14 protein-coding genes are annotated in these 19,282 nt (G+C 68.0%); 8 read left to right on the forward strand and 6 right to left on the reverse strand.

Annotated features, from left to right (window positions below):
• Nucleotides 1–36 precede the first annotated feature (36 nt).
• The 8 genes from mfd (at nucleotide 37) to FOB47_RS18200 (ending at nucleotide 12,386) form a co-directional block, all read left to right on the forward strand.
• Complete coding sequence (gene mfd, locus FOB47_RS18165) at nucleotides 37–3,522, forward strand: transcription-repair coupling factor (RefSeq protein ID WP_174780987.1); 3,486 nt, start codon at nucleotides 37–39, stop codon at nucleotides 3,520–3,522.
• An 88-nt stretch (nucleotides 3,523–3,610) separates the two neighbouring features.
• Nucleotides 3,611–4,825: an acetylornithine deacetylase gene (argE, locus tag FOB47_RS18170; protein ID WP_174780988.1), complete on the forward strand. Its 1,215-nt coding sequence runs from the start codon at nucleotides 3,611–3,613 to the stop codon at nucleotides 4,823–4,825.
• Between the two features lie 184 nt (nucleotides 4,826–5,009).
• Nucleotides 5,010–6,443 (forward strand): amidohydrolase, encoded by a 1,434-nt coding sequence (locus FOB47_RS18175; protein WP_174780989.1) that lies wholly within the window; start codon nucleotides 5,010–5,012, stop codon nucleotides 6,441–6,443.
• Between the two features lie 106 nt (nucleotides 6,444–6,549).
• Nucleotides 6,550–7,404, forward strand: coding sequence for a phosphoserine phosphatase SerB (gene serB, locus FOB47_RS18180; RefSeq protein WP_174780990.1), 855 nt, complete (start codon nucleotides 6,550–6,552; stop codon nucleotides 7,402–7,404).
• A gap of 361 nt (nucleotides 7,405–7,765) precedes the next feature.
• On the forward strand, nucleotides 7,766–8,041 hold the full coding sequence (locus FOB47_RS18185) for a hypothetical protein (protein ID WP_053821960.1): 276 nt from the start codon (nucleotides 7,766–7,768) through the stop codon (nucleotides 8,039–8,041).
• Nucleotides 8,038–8,322, forward strand: a complete 285-nt coding sequence (locus FOB47_RS18190; protein WP_006576342.1) for a hypothetical protein — start codon at nucleotides 8,038–8,040, stop codon at nucleotides 8,320–8,322. The genes FOB47_RS18185 and FOB47_RS18190 overlap by 4 nt, the downstream gene beginning before the upstream one ends.
• A gap of 10 nt (nucleotides 8,323–8,332) precedes the next feature.
• A complete protein-coding gene (locus FOB47_RS18195; RefSeq protein ID WP_174780991.1) occupies nucleotides 8,333–9,964 on the forward strand; it encodes a PepSY-associated TM helix domain-containing protein in 1,632 nt (543 codons plus the stop codon).
• Between the two features lie 484 nt (nucleotides 9,965–10,448).
• Nucleotides 10,449–12,386: a TonB-dependent siderophore receptor gene (locus FOB47_RS18200; protein ID WP_174781753.1), complete on the forward strand. Its 1,938-nt coding sequence runs from the start codon at nucleotides 10,449–10,451 to the stop codon at nucleotides 12,384–12,386.
• Nucleotides 12,387–12,482: 96 nt separating this feature from the next.
• Here the strand turns inward: FOB47_RS18200 and FOB47_RS18205 are convergent, their stop codons facing one another.
• From FOB47_RS18205 to phaR, 6 genes are all read right to left on the reverse strand, one after another.
• Entirely contained in the window at nucleotides 12,483–13,418 is a 936-nt protein-coding gene (locus tag FOB47_RS18205) for an Rpn family recombination-promoting nuclease/putative transposase (RefSeq protein WP_174780993.1), read from the reverse strand.
• Between the two features lie 162 nt (nucleotides 13,419–13,580).
• A complete protein-coding gene (locus tag FOB47_RS18210) occupies nucleotides 13,581–14,750 on the reverse strand; it encodes a cystathionine beta-lyase (RefSeq protein ID WP_244959480.1) in 1,170 nt (389 codons plus the stop codon).
• A gap of 429 nt (nucleotides 14,751–15,179) precedes the next feature.
• Nucleotides 15,180–15,569 carry a hypothetical protein gene (locus FOB47_RS18220; RefSeq protein ID WP_174781754.1) on the reverse strand — a complete coding sequence of 130 codons (390 nt, stop codon included), beginning with the start codon at nucleotides 15,567–15,569 and terminating at the stop codon, nucleotides 15,180–15,182.
• 2 nt (nucleotides 15,570–15,571) lie between these two features.
• Nucleotides 15,572–16,756, reverse strand: coding sequence for a beta-ketothiolase BktB (gene bktB / locus FOB47_RS18225; RefSeq protein ID WP_174781755.1), 1,185 nt, complete (start codon nucleotides 16,754–16,756; stop codon nucleotides 15,572–15,574).
• A 132-nt stretch (nucleotides 16,757–16,888) separates the two neighbouring features.
• A complete protein-coding gene (rimO, locus tag FOB47_RS18230) occupies nucleotides 16,889–18,301 on the reverse strand; it encodes a 30S ribosomal protein S12 methylthiotransferase RimO (RefSeq protein WP_174781756.1) in 1,413 nt (470 codons plus the stop codon).
• A 174-nt stretch (nucleotides 18,302–18,475) separates the two neighbouring features.
• Nucleotides 18,476–19,045, reverse strand: a complete 570-nt coding sequence (phaR, locus tag FOB47_RS18235; protein WP_023264416.1) for a polyhydroxyalkanoate synthesis repressor PhaR — start codon at nucleotides 19,043–19,045, stop codon at nucleotides 18,476–18,478.
• Nucleotides 19,046–19,282 lie beyond the last annotated feature (237 nt).

Here is a 19,282-nt window from a genome sequence, read left to right on the forward strand (position 1 = left end):
GCCGGCGGGGCGTCGTCGTTTGATCCGAACCGCTTTATGTCCGACGCCAACTCGCCTCCCGCGCTTCCCGTTTCCACTCAGCTGCCGCTGGTCAAGGCCGGCCAGCGCCATCAGATCACCGGCCTGCACGGCTCGGCCGATGCGCTGGCTCTGGCTGCCTATGCCCGCGCGCATCACGACAAGACGCACGGCCAGATGCCGATGCTGGCGGTGATCTGCGCCAACGCGGTCGACGCGCAGCGGCTCGCCGACGAGATCCCGTGGTTCGCCCCGGAGCTGCGCGTACGCGTGCTGCCCGACTGGGAAACCCTGCCCTACGACAGCTTCTCGCCGCACCAGGATCTGGTATCGGAGCGCCTGGCGACGCTGCACGATATCCAGACCGGCCAGTGCGACGTGATGCTGGTGCCCGCGCAGACCGCGCTGTACCGGCTCGCGCCGCCCGCCTTCCTGGCCGCCTACACCTTCTTCTTCAAGCAGGGCGAACGGCTCGACGAGGCCGCGCTGAAGGCGCAGTTCACGCTGGCCGGCTACGAGCACGTCAGCGCGGTGATGCGGCCCGGCGAATACAGCGTGCGCGGCGGCCTGATCGACCTGTTCCCGATGGGCTCGGCGCTGCCGTACCGGATCGACCTGTTCGGCGACGAGATCGAGACGATCCGCGCGTTCGATCCGGACACGCAGCGCAGCCTGTACCCGGTCAAGGAAGTGCGCCTGCTGCCCGGCCGCGAGTTTCCGCTGGACGAGGCCGCGCGCACGGCGTTTCGCGGCCGCTGGCGCGAGGTGTTCGAGGGCGACCCCAGCAAGTCGCCGATCTACAAGGACATCGGCAATGGCGTCCCGTCGGCCGGCATCGAGTACTACCTGCCGCTGTTCTTCGAGTCGGCGGCGACGCTGTTCGACTATCTGCCGGCCGGCACGCATCTGGCCTATGTCGGCGCGATCGACGAGGCGATCCGGCGCTTCTGGACCGATACGCAGCAGCGCTACGACTTCATGCGGCACGATCGCGAGCGGCCGCTGCTGCCGCCCGCGCAGCTGTTCCTGAACGAGGAGCAGTTTTTCAGCGCCGCCAAGCCGCTGGCGCGGCTGGTGCTGCAGCAGGGCCCGGCCGGCGCCGATGCCGTGCCGCTGTCGGCCGCGCTGCCCGACGTCTCGGTCAATCGCCGCGCCGAAGACCCGCTGGTCAATCTCGAGGCGCTGCTGCTGCGCAAGCAGGCGCGCGTGCTGATGTGCGCCGATTCGGCGGGCCGCCGCGAGACGCTGCTGCAGCTGTTCGCCGACAGCGGCCTGCGCCCGCACCCGGTCGAGGACTGCGCCGCCTTCCTCGCCGGCGACGCGACGTTCGCGATCGCGGTGGCGCCGCTGCAGAGCGGCTTCGTGCTGCCCGGTGCCGACGGCCATCCCGATCTCGCCTTCGTCACCGAGGCCGAGCTCTATGCGAATACCGCGCGCCGCGCCGGCCGCCGCAAGCAGGAACAGGCCAGCAGCGTCGACGCGATGGTGCGCGACCTGGCCGAGCTGAAGATCGGCGACCCCGTCGTGCACAGCGAACACGGCATCGGCCGCTACCAGGGCCTGGTCACGCTGGACATGGGCCAGGGCGACGAGGAATTCCTGCATCTGGACTACGACAAGGGCAGCAAGCTGTATGTGCCGGTCCACCAGCTGCATGTGATCTCGCGCTATTCGGGCGCCGACCCGGAGACCGCGCCGCTGCATTCGCTCGGCTCGGGCCAGTGGGAGCGCGCCAAGCGTCGCGCCGCGCAGCAGATCCGCGATACCGCCGCCGAGCTGCTGAACCTGTACGCGCGCCGCGCGCTGCGCGAGGGCCATGCGTTCGCGCTGTCGCCGAAGGACTACGAGACCTTCGCCGAGAGCTTCGGCTTCGAGGAGACGCCGGACCAGGCCGCGGCGATTGCCGCGGTGATCGCCGACATGACCTCGGGCAAGCCGATGGACCGCCTGGTCTGCGGCGACGTCGGCTTCGGCAAGACCGAGGTGGCGCTGCGCGCGGCCTTCGTCGCGGTGATGGGCGGCAAGCAGGTCGCGATGCTGGCGCCGACCACGCTGCTGGCCGAGCAGCATTTCCAGACGCTGTCGGACCGCTTCGCCGACTGGCCGGTGCGCATCGTCGAGCTGTCGCGCTTCAAGACGAAGAAGGAGGTCGAGGCCGCGATCAAGCAGATCAACGACGGCACCGTCGATATCGTGATCGGCACGCACAAGCTGCTGTCCGACGACGTGCGCTTCCAGCGGCTGGGCCTGGTCATCATCGACGAAGAGCACCGCTTCGGCGTGCGCCAGAAGGAAGCGCTGAAGACGCTGCGCGCCGAGGTCGACGTGCTGACGCTGACCGCGACGCCGATCCCGCGTACGCTGGGCATGGCGCTCGAGGGATTGCGCGACTTCTCGGTGATCGCCACCGCGCCGCAGAAGCGGCTGGCGATCAAGACGTTCGTGCGGCGCGAGGAAGACGGCGTGCTGCGCGAGGCGATCCTGCGCGAGCTCAAGCGTGGGGGCCAGGTCTATTTCCTGCACAACGAGGTCGAGACCATCGAGAACAAGCGCGCGCGGCTGGCCGAGCTGGTGCCGGAGGCACGCATCGCGGTCGCGCACGGACAGATGCACGAGCGCGAGCTCGAACGCGTGATGCGCGATTTCGTCGCGCGGCGCGCCAATATCCTGCTGTGCACGACCATCATCGAGACCGGCATCGACGTGCCGTCGGCCAACACGATCCTGATCCACCGCGCCGACAAGTTCGGCCTGGCGCAGCTGCACCAGCTGCGCGGGCGCGTCGGCCGCTCGCACCACCAGGCCTACGCCTACCTGCTGGTGCACGATCCGGAAGGGTTGACCAAGCAGGCGCAGCGGCGGCTCGAGGCGATCCAGCAGATGGAGGAGCTCGGCTCGGGCTTCTATCTGGCGATGCACGACCTCGAGATCCGCGGCGCCGGCGAGGTGCTGGGCGACAAGCAGTCGGGCGAGATCCACGAGATCGGCTTCCAGCTGTACACCGACATGCTGAACGCCGCGGTCAAGGCGCTGAAGGCCGGCAAGGAGCCGGACCTGATGGCGCCGCTGGCGGCGACCACCGAGATCAACCTGGGCACGCCGGCGCTGCTGCCGAACGACTACTGCACCGACGTGCACGAGCGGCTGTCGCTGTACAAGCGGCTGGCCAACTGCGAGCGGCCGGAGCAGGTCGACGACATCCACGAGGAACTGGTCGACCGCTTCGGGCGCCCGCCGGCGCAGGCGCAGGCGCTGATCGAAACGCACCGGCTGCGCATCGCCGCGGTGCCGCTGGGCGTGCGCAAGATCGACGCGGGCGAGGCGTCGATCAGCGTGCAGTTCGTGCCCAACCCGCCGATCGACGCGATCCGCATCATCGACCTGGTGCAGAAGAACCGGCATATCAAGCTGGCCGGCCAGGACAAGCTGCGCATCGAGGCGAAGATGCCCGACGTGGCGGTGCGCGCGCAGACGATCAAGCAGATGCTGCGGCAGCTGGCTTGACGATGTGCCGGGGGACACGGCGCGGCAAAGTGGACCCCGGCACATGTCCAGGTGTAGGATCGGACATCCAACAGCGTGATCCTGCCGCATGCCAGCCCATACCCCTGCTCCCACCGACGCCTTCACGGACATTCCCGAACACGCCGCCCTCGACTGGACCCGCCGGCTGATCGAGTTCGACACCACCAGCCGCGAATCCAATCTGGGCCTGATCGAGACGGTGCGCGACCACTTCGCCGCCCGCGGCCTGAAGCCCCACCTGAGCTACAACCCGCAGCGCAACAAGGCCAATCTGCATGTGACCGTGCCCGCGGCCGACGGCAGCGAGCAGCGCGGCATCGTGCTGTCCGGGCATACCGACGTGGTGCCGGTCGACGGCCAGGACTGGAGCACCGATCCGTTCCGGCCGGCGCTGCGCGACGGCAAACTGTATGGCCGCGGCGCCTGCGACATGAAGGGCTTCATCGGCACCAGCCTCGCGCTGCTGCCCACGCTGCTGCAGGCGCGGCTGCGCGAACCGGTGCACTACGCGCTGTCGTTCGACGAAGAAGTCGGCTGCATGGGCGCCCCCTATCTGATCGACGACCTGCGCGAGCGCGGCATCCAGCCCGCGGGCTGCATCGTCGGCGAGCCGACCAGCATGCGCGTGATCGTCGCCCACAAGGGCATCAACGCCTATCGCTGCTGCGTCAAGGGTCAGGCCGCGCATTCGTCGCTGACCCCGCGCGGCGTCAATGCGATCGAATACGCGGCGCGGCTGATCTGCTTCATCCGCGACCTCGCCGACGAGTTCCGCGCCAAGGGGCCCTACGACGATGCGTTCGACGTGCCCTTCACCACCGCATCGACCGGCACGATCCAGGGCGGCATCGCGCTGAACACGATTCCCGCGCTGTGCGAGTTCGTGTTCGAGTACCGCAACCTGCCGGGCGTCGATCCGGAGGCGATCCGCGCGCGCATCGAGGCCTATGCCAACGACGTGCTGCTGCCGCGCATGCGCGCCGAGCATGCCGACGCGGACCTGAGCATCACGCGCATCGCCGCGGCGCCGGCGCTCGACGCCGCCGAGCGCGATGCGATCACGCAGCTGGTGCGCGCGCTGACCGGTGACAACGCGATCAGCAAGGTCGCCTACGCCACCGAGGGCGGGCTGTTCCAGCGCGCCGGCATCCCGGCCGTGGTCTGCGGCCCCGGCGACATCCAGCAGGCCCACAAGGCCGACGAGTTCGTCGCGCTGGAGCAGCTCGCGCAATGCGAGGCCTTCCTGCACAAGGTTGTCGACAGCCTGCGCCTCGCGGCCTGACGGTTCCCGTCGGGACACCACGACAGCCACGACACCCAACCCCGCGGGCGCGGCGCGCCTGCTCACCGATGGCCTGAACGGCCGGGCCGCGCATGGTCCGGCCGGAATCTCAAGGGGCACGCAGAGGCCCCGTTGCAGAACCTATCGCAACACCAACCACAACGACACCAAAGGAGAACTCCACATGGCAGCACGCCGCTCCCCCGCTTTCGCTCCCAGCCAACGATTCCTGACGCTGCCGGCCGCCTTGTCCGCGCTGGCGGCGGCCGCCGGCCTGCTGTGCGGCTCCGCGCTGCTTTCGCCGGCGCTGGCACAGACCGCCACGCCTGCCGCGGCGCAGAGCCTGGCAAGCAGCGGCGACCCTGCCCTGCACGCGCAGATCGAGACGCGCGCCAAGGCGGCCGAGGCCCGGCTGATCGCCTGGCGGCGCGACATCCACCAGCATCCGGAGCTCGGCAACTACGAGACGCGCACCGCGAAGCTGGTCGCCGACCACCTGCGCAAGCTCGGCATGGACGTCAAGACCGGCGTCGCCAAGACCGGCGTGGTGGGCCTGCTCAAGGGCGGCAAGCCCGGGCCGGTGGTGGCGCTGCGCGCCGACATGGACGCGCTGCCGGTCAAGGAGCGCGTCGACGTGCCGTTCGCCTCGAAGGCCAAGGGCAAGTACCTCGGCAAGGAGGTCGACGTGATGCATGCCTGCGGCCACGACACCCACGTCGCGATCCTGATGGCGACCGCCGAGGTGCTGGCCGGGATGAAGGACCAGCTGCCCGGCACCGTCAAGTTCATCTTCCAGCCGGCCGAGGAAAGCCCGGCGGACATCGAGCCGGACGGCACCAATATCTGGGGCGCGAAGCAGATGGTGGCCGAGGGCGTGCTGGAGAACCCGAAGGTCGATGCGATCTTCGGCCTGCATGTCAGCAGCGGCATCGAGTCGGGCAAGCTGGCCTGGCGCAGCGGGCCGGCGATGGCCGCCGCCGACCAGTTCTGGATCGACGTCAAGGGCCGCCAGACCCATGGCGCGCGCCCGTGGGGCGGCATCGACCCGATCGTGGTGTCGTCGCAGATCGTGCTCGGTCTGCAGACGATCCAGAGCCGGCAGGTCAATGCAATGCTGGAGCCGTCGGTGATCACCGTCGGCACGATCCACGGCGGCAACCGCATGAACATCGTGCCGGAGAAGGTCGAGATGATGGGCACCATCCGCACCTATGACGAGGGCATGAAGAAGGACATCCATGCGCGGATGAAGCGCACCACCGAGTCGATCGCGGCCAGTTCCGGCGCCGAGGCGACCTTCCGCGTGGTCGAGCTCTACAACGCGACCGTCAACCAGCCCGCGCTGACCGAGAAGATGGCGCCGACGCTCAAGCGCGTGGCCGGCGACGGCAACTGGATGCTGGCGCCCAAGGCCACCGCGTCGGAGGACTTCTCGTTCTACCAGGAGAAGGTGCCGGGCCTGTTCTTCAATCTCGGCGTGACGCCGAAGGGCACCGATGTCACCAAGGCGCCGTCGAACCACTCGCCGGAGTTCTACGTCGATGAGCCGGCGCTGATCCATGGCGTGCGGGCGCTGTCGAACCTGACGGTCGACTACATGACGATGGCCCAGCGCTAAGGGGCCGGGCGGGCCGGGCGCAGGGGCAGGCGCGGGACGATTACAATAGCGTCCTTTCACCGCCGCCCCTGCCCCGTACGGGGCGGCGCATGCATCCGACCCGTCCATGCCCCTGATTGTCCAAAGCCTCCAACCCATCGCCTCCCAGGATATCGACACGCTGCGCGCGCTTGCCGACGCGCCCGGCCTGAGCCTGCGCGCCGACACCGTCGCCACGGCCGAGGCCTGCGCGCCGCTCGACGACCGGCTGCGCGATGCGCTGGAGACGTTCTGCGAGCCGCGCCGGCTCGACTGGGCGGTGCTGCCGACGCACCGGACCCTGTCCGACTTCCGGCTGGTCGCGATGGACATGGATTCGACGCTGATCACGATCGAGTGCATCGACGAGATCGCCGATTTCTGCGGCCTGAAGGCCGAGGTCTCGGCGATCACCGAGGCGGCGATGCGCGGCGAGATCACCGACTTCAACGAAAGCCTGCGGCGCCGCGTCGCGCTGCTCAAGGGGCTCGATGCCAGCGTGCTGGACCGCGTCTACGAGGAACGGCTGCGGCTGTCGCCGGGCGCCGAGCGGATGCTCGAGGCCGCGCGCGCCGCGGGCCTGCGTACGCTGCTGGTATCGGGCGGCTTCGTGCACTTCACCGAGAAGCTGAAGGCCCGGCTGGGCCTCGATTACGCCCGCGCCAATACGCTCGAGATCGTCGACGGCAAGCTGACCGGCCGCGTCGAGGGCGAGATCGTCAATGCCGAGGTCAAGGCCCGCACCGTGCGCGAGACCTGCGAAGCGATCGGCGCCGATCCGCGCCAGGCGATCGTGATGGGCGACGGCTCGAACGACCTGAAGATGATGGCGATCGCCGGCCTGTCGGTCGCGTTCCGCGCCAAGCCGGTGGTACGCGCGCAGGCCAGCGTGGCGTTCAACCATGTCGGGCTCGATGGGTTGTTGAATCTGTTCGCGGCTTGACCTCAGTCGACCTCAGTCGACCTCAGTCGACCTCTGTCGGCCTTTGTCGACCTCTGTCGGCGGACCTCTCTGCCGACCAGGCTCCGTAGTCTCCTGCCGCCGCATTGCCCTGTCCCCAACCCTCTCCCGCAAGCGGGAGAGGGAGAACGCCGCCGGTGTCGGCGACCCCATCCCCGCTCCGTAACGCTTCCCGCCTCCGCCACCCGGCCCCCTCTCCCGCTTGCGGCAGAGGGGCTTGAGCAGTGGCAAGCCGCACCCGTCACCGCGTCTTCCAATACATTGCAAACAATATCAATAACTTGCATCGTCAAATACGAATCATTACCATTTGTGTTTTGAATTCCGTAACAAAATATTGGCGATGCAACTCTTTGCCGCTCTTCTCGGCCTGGCGGGCGCTGCCTGCCTGTATCTGGCCGGTCCCAACCAGGTGCTGCTGCGCCGGCCGCCCCAACGCCGGATGATGGTGTGGCTCGGCATCGTGCTGACGTCGGCCGGCGCGGTCGGCTGGTCGGTCGAGCACAGCTGGCCCTCTTCGATCGCCGCGACGCTGGCCACGCTCGGCACCGGCCTGTCGCTGTGGCCCTTCCTTGGCTGTTATCTGCACAAGCGCCGCGGCGGCGAGGAGGCGGCATGAACGGCGGCATCGGTACCAAATGGCTGGCCGGCACCCTGCTCGGCTTTCCGCTGTCGCTGGCGGTCTGCACGCTGGCGATCCTGTGGCTGCCGGGCGGCTGGCAGAGCGGCATCATCGGCGCGGTGACCGCCAGCCTGCCGCTGTGGGTCGCGATCATCAGCACCAGCCTGCTGTTTTCCAGCAGCCGCGCCGCCTGGCTCTGGCTTGGCGCGGCCAATCTGATCTGTTTCGGTGCGTTGTGGGGATGGCGGCTGATGGCCGTGCCCGGCGCGGCCGCGTAAGGAGTTGGCCATGAAGGCTGCAACGCTGCGCGTTTATCAGACGCTGCATACCTGGGTCGGCCTGATGGCCGGCTGGGCCCTGTTCATCGCGTTCTTCGCCGGCGCGATCACGGTGTTCCACCACGAGCTGCACGAGTGGCAGTCGCCGGCGCGTATCCGCGGCGAAACCCACACCGCCGCCAAGCCGTCGCCCGAGGACCTGGACCGCTTCGTCGCCACGCTGGTCAAGGCCCATCCCGAGGCCGCGGCCAGCGTCTATATCGGCCTGCCGACCGAAGGCGAGCCGCACACCACTGCCTACTGGATGGACGCCAAGGGCGAGTGGCAGACCACCAACGAGGAGAAGCTCGGCGCGGGCCGGACCTCGCCGCAGGACACCTCGCTCGACGGCGTGCGCGGCGAGCTGTCGAACTTCCTGAACGCCCTGCACTACACGCTGGGCCTGCCGATGCAGGCCGGCATGCATTTCATGGGCGTGGTGTCGGTGCTGTACGGGCTGGCGCTGGTTTCCGGCGTGCTGCTGCATCTGCCGCGGCTGAAGAAGGACCTGTTTGCCGTGCGCCCGGGCCGCAACCTGAAGCGCTTCTGGATGGACGCGCACAACGTGATCGGCCTGTTCAGCCTGCCCTTCCATCTGGTCATCGCGATCACCGGCGCGCTGTTCTGCGTGTCGATGACGCTGACGATGGCCTTCAACGTGCTGACCTTCGACGGCAAGCTGATGTCGGCCCTGCCTACCGCAATGTCGTCGGTGCCGGAGGTGCAGGCGGCCGGCAAGCCGGCGCCGCTGATGCCGGCGCGCGAACTGATCGAGATCGCGCAGCGCACCGCCGGCGACGGCTTCAAGCCGAATTCCGTCCGTTATCAGCGTGTGGGCGACGCCAATGCGCTGATCGAAGTGCGCGGCGACAGCGAGCGCGCGCTCGGCAATTTCGGCTCGGTCGGCATCCATGCCGCCGCCGGCCAGCCCGACAGCGGGCGCGTGATCGCCAATCAGACCGCCAGCGGGCGGGACGCCAACCATGGCCTGTACAGCGCGCTGTTCGCGCTGCATTTCGGCACCTACGGCGACCTGGCGCTGCGGCTGGTCTATCTGATCGCCGGGCTGGCGGGGGCCTTCCTGTTCTACTCGGGCAATCTGCTGTGGATCGAGTCGCGCCGCAAGGCACGCCAGGCCGAGCAGCCGCGCGTGCACCGGCTGCTGGCGCAGGCCACGGTCGGCGTCTGCATCGGCTGCTGTGTCGGCGTGGCGGTGGCCTTCACCGGCGCGCTGCTGTGGCCCGAGCGTCCGTCGTCGTTTGTCTACTTCCCGGTGTTCTTCGCCGCGCTGGCCTGGGCGCTGCTGCGTCCGCCCGTGCGCGCCGCGATCGAGCTGCTGTACGCGGCGGCGCTGGCCTATCTGGCGGTACCGGTGGCCAACGCGATCCTGACCGGCGACCATCTGCTGCGCAGCGTGCGGCAAGGCGAATGGGCCGTCGCCGGCTTCGACATCGGCGCGCTGGTGTTCGCGGTCGGCTTCGTCGCGCTGGCACGCGCCACGCAGCGCCGTGCCCGCACCGGCCCCGCCGACTCGGTATGGGCGCCGCGCCCGAGCCGCGGCGATCCGGGCCCGTCGGCGCCGCCGGTGGTCGACACGCCGTAACACCGGCCGCACCGGGCCTCCCCGGTGCCCCCACCGCACCCACCGAGGCGCGGCAGGGCCGAGCGGCGCGGTTCCCGGCGCCGCGGCCCACAACACCACCCCCACCCAATCTGCACAGCTCCCAGGCGCACGCGGTCCCCCGTGGCGTCCGGGGAGCCGTGCGCGTTCGCATAACGCATTCGCATCACGACCGAAGAGGAAATCGAGCCATGTCCAACCCTCGCCGCGGCCGCCCCGCGCTGACACCGCTGGCGCGCCAGCTTGCCCTGATCGTCGCCGTCGGCGGCGCCGCCACGCCGGCGCTCGCGCAGAACGCCACGGGCACCGCCGCCGTTCCACCTACCCCGCTGCCACACCCACCGCCACCGCGCAGGCCGAACTGCCGACCGTCCACGTCACCGCCGGCAGCGAGCCCGCCTATCGCGCCCGCGACGCCAGCACCGGCGCCCTCGGCGACAAGCCGCTGCAGGACACGCCGTTCTCGGTGTCGGTGGTGCCGCAGGAGCTGATCGAGAACCGCCAGGCCATCACGCTGGGCGACGTGTTCCGCGGCGATCCGTCGGTCGCGCCGATCGGCGACGGCTATATCGGCGAGTCGGCGGGTTTGACGATCCGTGGCCTGCATCTCGATCTGCTCGAGGGCTACAAGATCGACGGCCTCGCCATCCCGAACTGGGGCAGCGACGTGCCGCTCGAACACTTCGAACGCGTCGAGCTGCTCAAGGGCCTCGGCGGCTTCATGTACGGCTTCGGCGCACCGGGCGGCATCGCCAACTTCGTCACCAAGCGCCCCACCTCGAAATTCGCCGGCAGCGCGACGCTCGGCTATGTCTCGGACGGGGTGCTGCGCGAGTCGATCGACGTCGGCGGCCGCTTCGGCGCGAACGACATGTTCGGCGCGCGCGCCGGCTTCGTGCACGAGGAAGGCGACACCTTCGTCGACGGCGGCCATATCAAGCGCGATTCCGCCTCGGTGGCGCTCGACGCAAGGCTGAGCCCCAACCTGCGCTGGTCGCTCGACGGCCTCTACCAGCAGCGCAACGTCAAGGGCGCCTACTACGGCATCATCCCCGGCCAGGACTTCGGCGCGCCGGTGACCGAATTCGTCCACACGCCCCGCACGCTCGACGGCAGCCAGCGCGTGGCGAGCAAGGGCACCTATTACGAGACCGAGATCAAGAGCATCGGCACGGAGCTCAACTGGGGCTTCGCCGACGACTGGAACCTGCGCACCTCGTACCGCTTCACGCAGCAGAACCGCGGCAACGCCGACAGCGCGATCCTGCTGCTGGACAACGCCGGCAACTACGCCGAGAACCAGTACAGCTCGTACTCGCGCTACCACTATCAGCACGCCCAGACGATGGCGACCGGCAAGGTCCGCACCGGCAGCATCGAGCACGACATCGCCGCGGGCCTGTCGTGGCAGAGCCTGGTGCAGAACTGGGGCAGCTTCGCCGGCGGCGGCATCATCGGCTACGGCAATCTGTACGATCCCGGCCAGTTCGTGCCGACCGGCCTGCCGCTGTCGCGCGTGCCGTCGTCGGACGTGCTGTACCGCGCGTCGAAGATCGAGCAGAAGTCCGTCTTCTTCAGCGACACGATCAAGTTCAACGAGCAGTGGTCGGTACTGGCTGGCCTGCGCTACACGCGCTACGACCAGACCGGCTACACGCCGGAGGGCGCGATCTCGAGCACCTACAGGAAGTCGCCGCTGACGCCGACCGTCGCGCTGATGTACAAGCCGGTGCAGCCGCTGACGCTGTACGGCAGCTATGTCGAATCGCTCGAAGCCGGAGGCTCCGCACCGCTGACCGCGCGCAACGCGGGCGAGGTGTTCGGTCCGCTCAAGAGCCGCCAGTACGAGATCGGCGCCAAGGCCGAACTGGAGGACTGGACCATCAATGCGGCGCTGTTCCAGATCCAGCGCGGCCTGAACTACCTTCGCAACGACAACGTCTACACGCAGGATGGCGAGACCCGCTATCGCGGCATCGAACTGTCGGCCCGCGGCAAGCTCGCGCGCGACTGGACGCTGATGGGCGGCGTCACGCTGCTCGATTCGGAGAACGTCGAAGCTTCGCCAGACGTGCTGGGCAAGCGGGCCTACAGCGCGCCGACCTTCAAGGCCACCGCCTACATCGAGTACGCGGTACCGCCCGTGCCCGGCCTGGTGCTGACCGCCGGCGGCCAGTACGTGTCGAAGATGGCGCTGGAGGCGAACAACAGCAACTGGGTGCCGGCGTACCACACCTTCGATGCGGGTATCCGCTATTCGACCAAGCTGGGCAAGACGCCGGCGGTGTTCCGGCTGGTGGTCGACAACCTGACCAACGAGAAGTACTGGCTGCCAAGCTACGGCTTCATCCTGACCCAGGGTGCGCCGCGTACGGTGCGGGCCAGCGCGACGTTCAGCTTCTGACGTGGTGCCGTCGCGGCAGCAAGACGCAAGCAGAAACGAGGAAGGCGGACCGGTGGGTCCGCCGTGTTGTCGCGCTGGTCCTTGGCGAGGGTCGCGTCAGGCCCGGAAAACGTCCTCGATCACTTCCGCGCGCAGAAGCTGAATGCCCCAGCGCTCGAGTTCTTCAGAGGTTGCGATCTCGATCCGCTGCACAACGGACGTTTGCAGCGGGCCAAAGCGCTCGGCCAACTGCTTTTGCAGCATGCGGGCCTCGCCTTCTTGCCGAGCCTCCTCGCGGAGCTTGTGGGTGAAACGTTGTAGATTGGCACCTACCACTTGCATGTCGACCTCCATCAATTGAAACACCTGATCGGGTGTCAGGACGCTGCCCCGTTGGCCGCACAGCAATGCCGCGAAGGTCTTGGCGAACGCCAGCTTGAGTTTCGGCTCATGCCGCAAGCGCGTCCTGCATTCGATCATCAGCGACACGACAGTATCGTAATCGGCTGCCCGCTCAATGCGAAACAGCAGCGCCGCTAGATTGTCATCGGGCAACTGCGCTTCGCTCAATCGGTTGATGTCCAGCAACGTATGTTGCTGGTGCAATTGACACGCTGCCAAGCCGTTGGGCAGCGACACAACGACATCGCGGATGTTCGTACATGCGCTCCATGGCGTATCGCCGTTATACAGGACGATCGACAGCGCCGCCGGCACCCTGCGATCCGGCAACACCTGGCCCGCGCGAACAAGCTCCTGGTGCAGCAAAGCCGTATAGGCCGCCATGCGCGGCGCCATGTAGCGATCGATGGTGCTCTGGAATTCGAGCAGCACGTACAGGTGGCCCCATGGATCGCCGGCATCGACACGCCACACCATGTCGCTGGCACGCTGCCGCATGTTGTCGGCGACGTAGTTGCCGGAAACCCGTTCCAGCGTCGAGTAGTCCAGCGCGCGAAGCCAGTCGCTGCGAATGAATTCGCGCAAGAGGTCGCGCATCATTTCCGGCATGGCGAACAACAGTTTGTAGCCGGCGTCGTAGTCCCTGGCCATTGCTTCGTTCAGCGTTGTTGAGATGCCGCAAAGAATGCCTTTGCACGGGACCTCGTGCTGACGAAAAGATGTGCCGTACTTTAGGTTGCAGACGGGATGGGGCGAGCCAGCTTCGCCACGGCGTGATCCGGCTTCCGGGCCCTGCAACGGAACGAGGCCCGCTCAACCGACCAGATTCGCTTCCATCGCCGCCTTCAGATCGGCAATCAGGTCGCGCGTATCCTCCAGCCCGATATACAGCCGCACCAGTTCGCCAGCGTCCTGCCAGCCGGCGGGCGGCCAGCTGCCCGCCGGGCGCATCGTCGGCACGTGGTACGGCACGGCCAGGCTGTGCGCGCCGCCCCAGGACCAGCCGATCGAGAACAGTCGCAGCGCCTCGACGAAGGCATCGACCTGGGCGCGCGGATAGCGCGCGCGCAGCACTACCGCGAACAGGCCGCTCGCCCCGGAGAAATCGCGGCGCCAGAAAGCGTGGCCGGGACAGTCCGGCAGCGCCGGATGCAGGACCCGGGCAACCTCGGGCCGCTGCGCCAGCCACTCGGCGACCTCGCGGGCGGCGCGGTCGTGCGCGGCGAGCCGCACCGGCATGCTCGGCAGCGAGCGCAGCACCAGGTAGCAGTCGTCGGCCGACACGCCCCAGCCCATCAGCATGCGCACGCGCTTGATGCGCTGGTAGAGCTTGTCGTCGCGGCACAGCACCGCGCCCATCAGCACATCGCTGCCGCCGGACTGGTACTTCGTCAGCGCCTGCACGGACAGGTCGATGCCCTTGTCGAAGGGACGGAAATAGATGCCGGCCGACCAGGTGTTGTCGATCGCGGTCAGCACGCCGCGCGCCTTGGCGGCGGCGACGATGGCCTCGCTGTCCGGCACCTCCATCGTCACGGAGCCCGGGGCCTCCATCCAGATCAGCCGCGTATTGGGCCGGATCAGCTCGGCGATGCCGGCGCCGATCATCGGGTCGTAGGGTCGTACCGTGATGCCGAAATCGCGCGCCAGCCATTCGCCGTGCTCGCGATTGGGACCGTAGACGTTGTACGGCACCAGCACGTCGTCGCCGGCCTTCAGCAGCGCGAAATAGACCAGCGAGATCGCGCCGAGGCCGGACGGCAGCAGCAAGGCGTGACTGGCGCCTTCGAGCATCGCCAGATGCTGGCACAGCGCCTCGCTGGTCGGGGTTGCATGGATGCCGTAGCGCCAATAGGTGGTCGCGCCGTCGCCATGCGCGCGCAGCTCGGCGAGATTGCGGAACACCACGGTGGAGCCGCGCTGCGTCGGCGGCGAGAAGGAGGCGAAACCGGGAGGGACCTGCAGCGGCGGCTGCACCGCCAGCGTCTGCACGTAGCAGTCGGGCGTTGCGGAGGGATCGTTGTCGTTCGGGGAAGCGGCGTTCGTATCGGTCAGCGGACGGTCGGACACGGCGGATTCCTTGTCTGGCGAGTGCGGATAGAGTCTCCGAGCTTACCAGCAATGGCGCCGCCGCCGCCATGGGGCGGACGGCCAATGCGCGGCCCGCCCCGCTTGACCTCGGTCCGCATGACCTGCTTGGCCTGCTTGGCCTGCTTGGCCTGCTTGACCTGATTGACCTGCTTGACCTGATTGGCCTGCTTGACCTGATTGGCCTGCTTGACCTGATTGGCCTGCTTGACCTGCTTGGCCTGCTTGACCTGCTTGGCCTGCTTGACCTGCTTGACCTGCTTGACCTGATTGGCCTGCTTGGCCCGTTTGACCTGCTTGACGCGCCGCTTGACCGCTTGACGCTTAACGCTTGCGGTCTTCGACGATCCCCGATCGCGGCGGCGGCGGTCCGTAGACCACGCCGCTGTTCGGCGTCATGTCGATCGAGGGCACCGCGACCACGCCGTCGGGGCCGACATAGACGGGCATTTGCTGGCCGGAAGGATACGGCTGGGGCGGCGGCAGAGCCGGCACCGCCGGCATGCCGCGGGCGGCGTCGCGCTGGCGTTGCGCCGGCGCCTTGCCGTTGCTGCCTGGGGTGCCGGCGCCATTGCCGGCGCGCGGCGGCGACACGGTCGACAGCACCGTGTCGCCGGCCGCCGTCGCCGGCGCGGACCACGCCAGCATGGCGGCGGCCGAGACCCCGGCCGCGCCGATCGCTGCAGCCAGGCCTGCCCCGCGCCGCCGGCCCATGGTCAGATCCGCTCGAAAATGGCGGCGATGCCCTGGCCGCCGCCGATGCACATCGTCACCAGCGCATAGCGGCCCTGCACCCGCTGCAGTTCGTACAGCGCCTTGACCGTGATCAGCGCGCCGGTCGCGCCGATCGGATGCCCCAGCGAGATGCCCGAACCGTTCGGATTGACCTTCAGCGGGTCCAGGCCGAGGGCCTTGTTGACCGCACAGGCCTGCGCGGCGAAGGCCTCGTTGGCCTCGATCACGTCCAGATCGGCGACCGACAGGCCGGCGCGCTCGAGCGCCTTGCGTGTGGCCGGCACCGGGCCGATGCCCATGGTCTTCGGGTCGACGCCCGCATGGCCGTACGACACCAGCCGCGCCAGCGGCTTCAGGCCGCGCCGCTCGGCGACGCCGCGCTCCATCAGCACGACCGCGGCGGCACCGTCGTTCAGGCCCGACGCGTTGCCGGCCGTCACGGTGCCGTTCTCCTTGACGAAGACCGGCTTGAGCTTGGACATGTCCTCCGCCTTGGCGTCGTGGCGCACATGCTCGTCGGTATCGAACACGACGTCGCCCTTGCGCGACTTCAGCGTGACGGGGAGGATCTGATCCTTGAAGCGCCCTTCGCGGATCGCGGCCGACGCACGGCGATGCGATTCGAGCGCGGCCTCGTCCTGCTGCGCGCGGCTGATGTCGTATTCGCGCGCGACGTTCTCGGCCGTCACGCCCATGTGGATCGAATGGAAGGGGTCGTGCAGCGCGCCCAGCATCATGTCGAGCAGCTTGGCGTCGCCCATGCGCGCTCCCCAGCGGGCAACGGGCGCCAGATACGGCGCGCGGCTCATGCTCTCGGCGCCGCCGCCGATGGCGACGTCGGCATCGCCCAGCATCACGGTCTGCGCCGCGCTGACGATGGCCTGCAGGCCCGAGCCGCACAGCCGGTTGACCGTCAGCGCCGGGGCGTCGATCGACACGCCGCCCTCGACCGCCGCGACGCGCGCCAGATACATGTCGCGCGGCTCGGTCTGAATCACGTTGCCGAACACCACGTGGCCGACCTCGTCGCCCTGCACGCTGGCGCGGGCCAACGCCTCGCGCACCACCATTGCGCCGAGCTCGGTCGGCGATAGGTCCTTGAGGCTGCCGCCGAAGGTTCCGATCGGGGTCCGTACGCCGCTGACCACCACCACTTCACGGGTCATGTCTGTCTCCATTGGGTAATGTTGCACCGCAAAGTATAGCCCTGCGGTCCATTTTCCGAACGATCGTACTTTTACCTAATGCCGGTGTGGCGATCGGTGCGGCGGCCGGCCCCGGCCGGCATGCCGGCAGCGTTACGCCACCGCCTCGCCCCACAGGTCGTGGCCGTCGGCGCCGGTGATCCGCACCGAGACGAATTCGCCGGTCTTGTAGCGTTGATACGGCTTCGCGGGCGGATCGATATAGACCAGACCGTCGATCTCCGGCGCATCGGCGGCCGAGCGGCCTATGCCGCCGTCCTGATTGACCTCGTCGACCAGCACGCGCAGCGTCTGGCCGACCTTGCGCTGCAGACGGCGGGCCGAGACCTCCTCCGCCACTTCCATGAAGCGCGCGCGGCGCTCCTCGCGGACCTCGTCCGGCAGCGCGCCGGGCAGATCGTTGGCCGTCGCGCCGTCGACCGGCGAATAGGCGAAGCAGCCGACGCGGTCCAGTTCGGCCTCGGCGATGAAGTCGAGCAGCGTCTGGAACTCGGCCTCGGTTTCGCCCGGGAAGCCGGCGATAAAGGTGCTGCGGATGGTCAGGTCCGGACAGATCTCGCGCCATGCGCGGATCCGCTCCATCGTCTTCTCGGCGTTGGCCGGGCGCTTCATCCGCTTGAGCACATCGGGGTGCGCGTGCTGCAGCGGCACGTCCAGATACGGCAGCACATGGCCGTCGTTCATCAGCGGGATGATCTCGTCGACGTGCGGATACGGATAGACGTAGTGCAGCCGCACCCAGGCGCCGTACTCGCGCGCCAGCTCGCCCAGCGCGCCGACCAGTTCGGTCGTCCGCGTCTTCAGCGGACGGCCGTTCCAGAAGCCGGTGCGGTACTTGACGTCGACGCCGTAGGCGCTGGTGTCCTGCGAGATCACCAGCAGCTCCTTGACGCCGGACTTGAACAGGTTCTCCGCCTCCAGCATCACCTCGGCCACCGGACGGGACACCAGGTCGCCGCGCATCGACGGGATGATGCAGAACGAGCAGCGGTGATTGCAGCCCTCGGAAATCTTCAGATAGGCGTAGTGCTTGGGCGTCAGCTTGATGCCGGCCGGCGGCACCAGATCGATGAAGGGATCGTGCGGCTTGGGCAGGTGCGTGTGCACCGCCTGCATGACCTCGCCGAGCGCATGCGGGCCGGTGACGGCCAGCACCTTCGGATGCACGCTGGTGACGATATCGTTGCCGCCGGCGTCCTTCTTGGCGCCCAGGCAGCCGGTGACGATGACCTTGCCGTTCTCGGTCAGCGCCTCGCCGATCGCGTCCAGGCTCTCCTGCACCGCCTCGTCGATAAAGCCGCAGGTATTGACGACCACCAGATCGGCACCGTCATAGGTGCCGCTGATGGCGTAACCCTCGGCACGCAGCTGGGTGATGATCTGTTCGGAATCGACGAGGGCCTTTGGGCAACCGAGTGATACGAAGCCCACCTTCGGCGTGGTGGCGGCCGCGCCAGTGACGGCGCCGGCAGAGGACGAGGACGGAGAGGACGACTGAGACGACATGGATTTCGCGGTGTGGGGGCCGCGCCTTGTGGTGGCGCGCGCGGTCTTGGGCCGCGACCTGCCATCCCGAAGACGGCCGTGGCGGCGGAACGACCGCGATTCTACCCCGAGACCACCGCGTCGGCAGGCGGGCGCTCTGCCCCGCCGCGACTGCAGTTCAACGACAGGCGGCGTTCAGCCCTGGCCGGTCTTCTTGTTGTTGTCCGGCTGGTTGAACGGGAAATTGCCGAACATGTTCTTGGCCTGGTTCTGCATCTGCTCCTGCATCTGCACGAACAGGTTCTTGCTCTGCTCGATGTAGTTGCTCATCATGCCCTGCATCATCGGCGCCTGCATGTTCATGAATTGCGACCACATGTCGGGGCTGAAGGCTTCGCCCGAATACAGGCCCTTCGAGTTCTCCGCCAGCTTGTTCTGGATGTCGATGAAGGCCTGGATGTTCTTCTCCAGGTAGGTGCCCATCATGCCCTGCATCGCGTGGCCGTAGAAACGGATGATCTGCGACAGCATCGCGCTGGAGAACATCGGCACGCCACCGGTTTCTTCCTCGAGGATGATCTGCAGCAGGATGCTGCGGGTCAGTTCGTCACCGGACTTGGCATCGACGACCTTGAACTCCTCGTTGTCCATCACGAGCTGCTTGACATCGGCCAGGGTGATATAGGTGCTGGTCTGCGTGTCGTAGAGCCGGCGATTGGGATATTTCTTGATCAGTCGCTCTGCGCCTTTCTTGGTGGTGGCCATCGGTGCTCTATCCTTTTGTAATCCGCTGCCGGTGCGCTGACGCCGCGGCCCGTGCTCGTGCGGCACGGTCGATCGGTTCGCTGTTGCACCGCATGCCGTGCGGTGCGCAATCCGGCAACGCTTGCGGCGCGGGGCCGACCCGCCGGCCAGGGGCGCGATCCGCGTCGTATTTCTCGATGTCCCAAATTGGTGCCGGCGGCGTTGATGCCCTGATTCTATGCTTAACAAGGCACTGTG

This window comes from Cupriavidus gilardii, assembly GCF_013347325.1.
In the GTDB taxonomy this organism is placed as follows: domain Bacteria; phylum Pseudomonadota; class Gammaproteobacteria; order Burkholderiales; family Burkholderiaceae; genus Cupriavidus; species Cupriavidus gilardii.

Bases quoted from the DNA above. Each gene is read 5' to 3' on its own strand.
- FOB47_RS18185 (WP_053821960.1), top strand. From the start codon at position 7,766: ATGCAACTCTTTGCCGCTCTTCTCGGCCTGGCGGGCGCTGCCTGCCTG.
- FOB47_RS18190 (WP_006576342.1), top strand. From the start codon at position 8,038: ATGAACGGCGGCATCGGTACCAAATGGCTGGCCGGCACCCTGCTCGGC.
- FOB47_RS18175 (WP_174780989.1), top strand. From the start codon at position 5,010: ATGGCAGCACGCCGCTCCCCCGCTTTCGCTCCCAGCCAACGATTCCTG.
- serB (WP_174780990.1), top strand. From the start codon at position 6,550: ATGCCCCTGATTGTCCAAAGCCTCCAACCCATCGCCTCCCAGGATATC.
- FOB47_RS18220 (WP_174781754.1), bottom strand. From the start codon at position 15,569: ATGGGCCGGCGGCGCGGGGCAGGCCTGGCTGCAGCGATCGGCGCGGCC.
- bktB (WP_174781755.1), bottom strand. From the start codon at position 16,756: ATGACCCGTGAAGTGGTGGTGGTCAGCGGCGTACGGACCCCGATCGGA.
- FOB47_RS18205 (WP_174780993.1), bottom strand. From the start codon at position 13,418: ATGGCCAGGGACTACGACGCCGGCTACAAACTGTTGTTCGCCATGCCG.
- mfd (WP_174780987.1), top strand. From the start codon at position 37: ATGTCCGACGCCAACTCGCCTCCCGCGCTTCCCGTTTCCACTCAGCTG.
- FOB47_RS18195 (WP_174780991.1), top strand. From the start codon at position 8,333: ATGAAGGCTGCAACGCTGCGCGTTTATCAGACGCTGCATACCTGGGTC.
- argE (WP_174780988.1), top strand. From the start codon at position 3,611: ATGCCAGCCCATACCCCTGCTCCCACCGACGCCTTCACGGACATTCCC.
- rimO (WP_174781756.1), bottom strand. From the start codon at position 18,301: ATGTCGTCTCAGTCGTCCTCTCCGTCCTCGTCCTCTGCCGGCGCCGTC.
- phaR (WP_023264416.1), bottom strand. From the start codon at position 19,045: ATGGCCACCACCAAGAAAGGCGCAGAGCGACTGATCAAGAAATATCCC.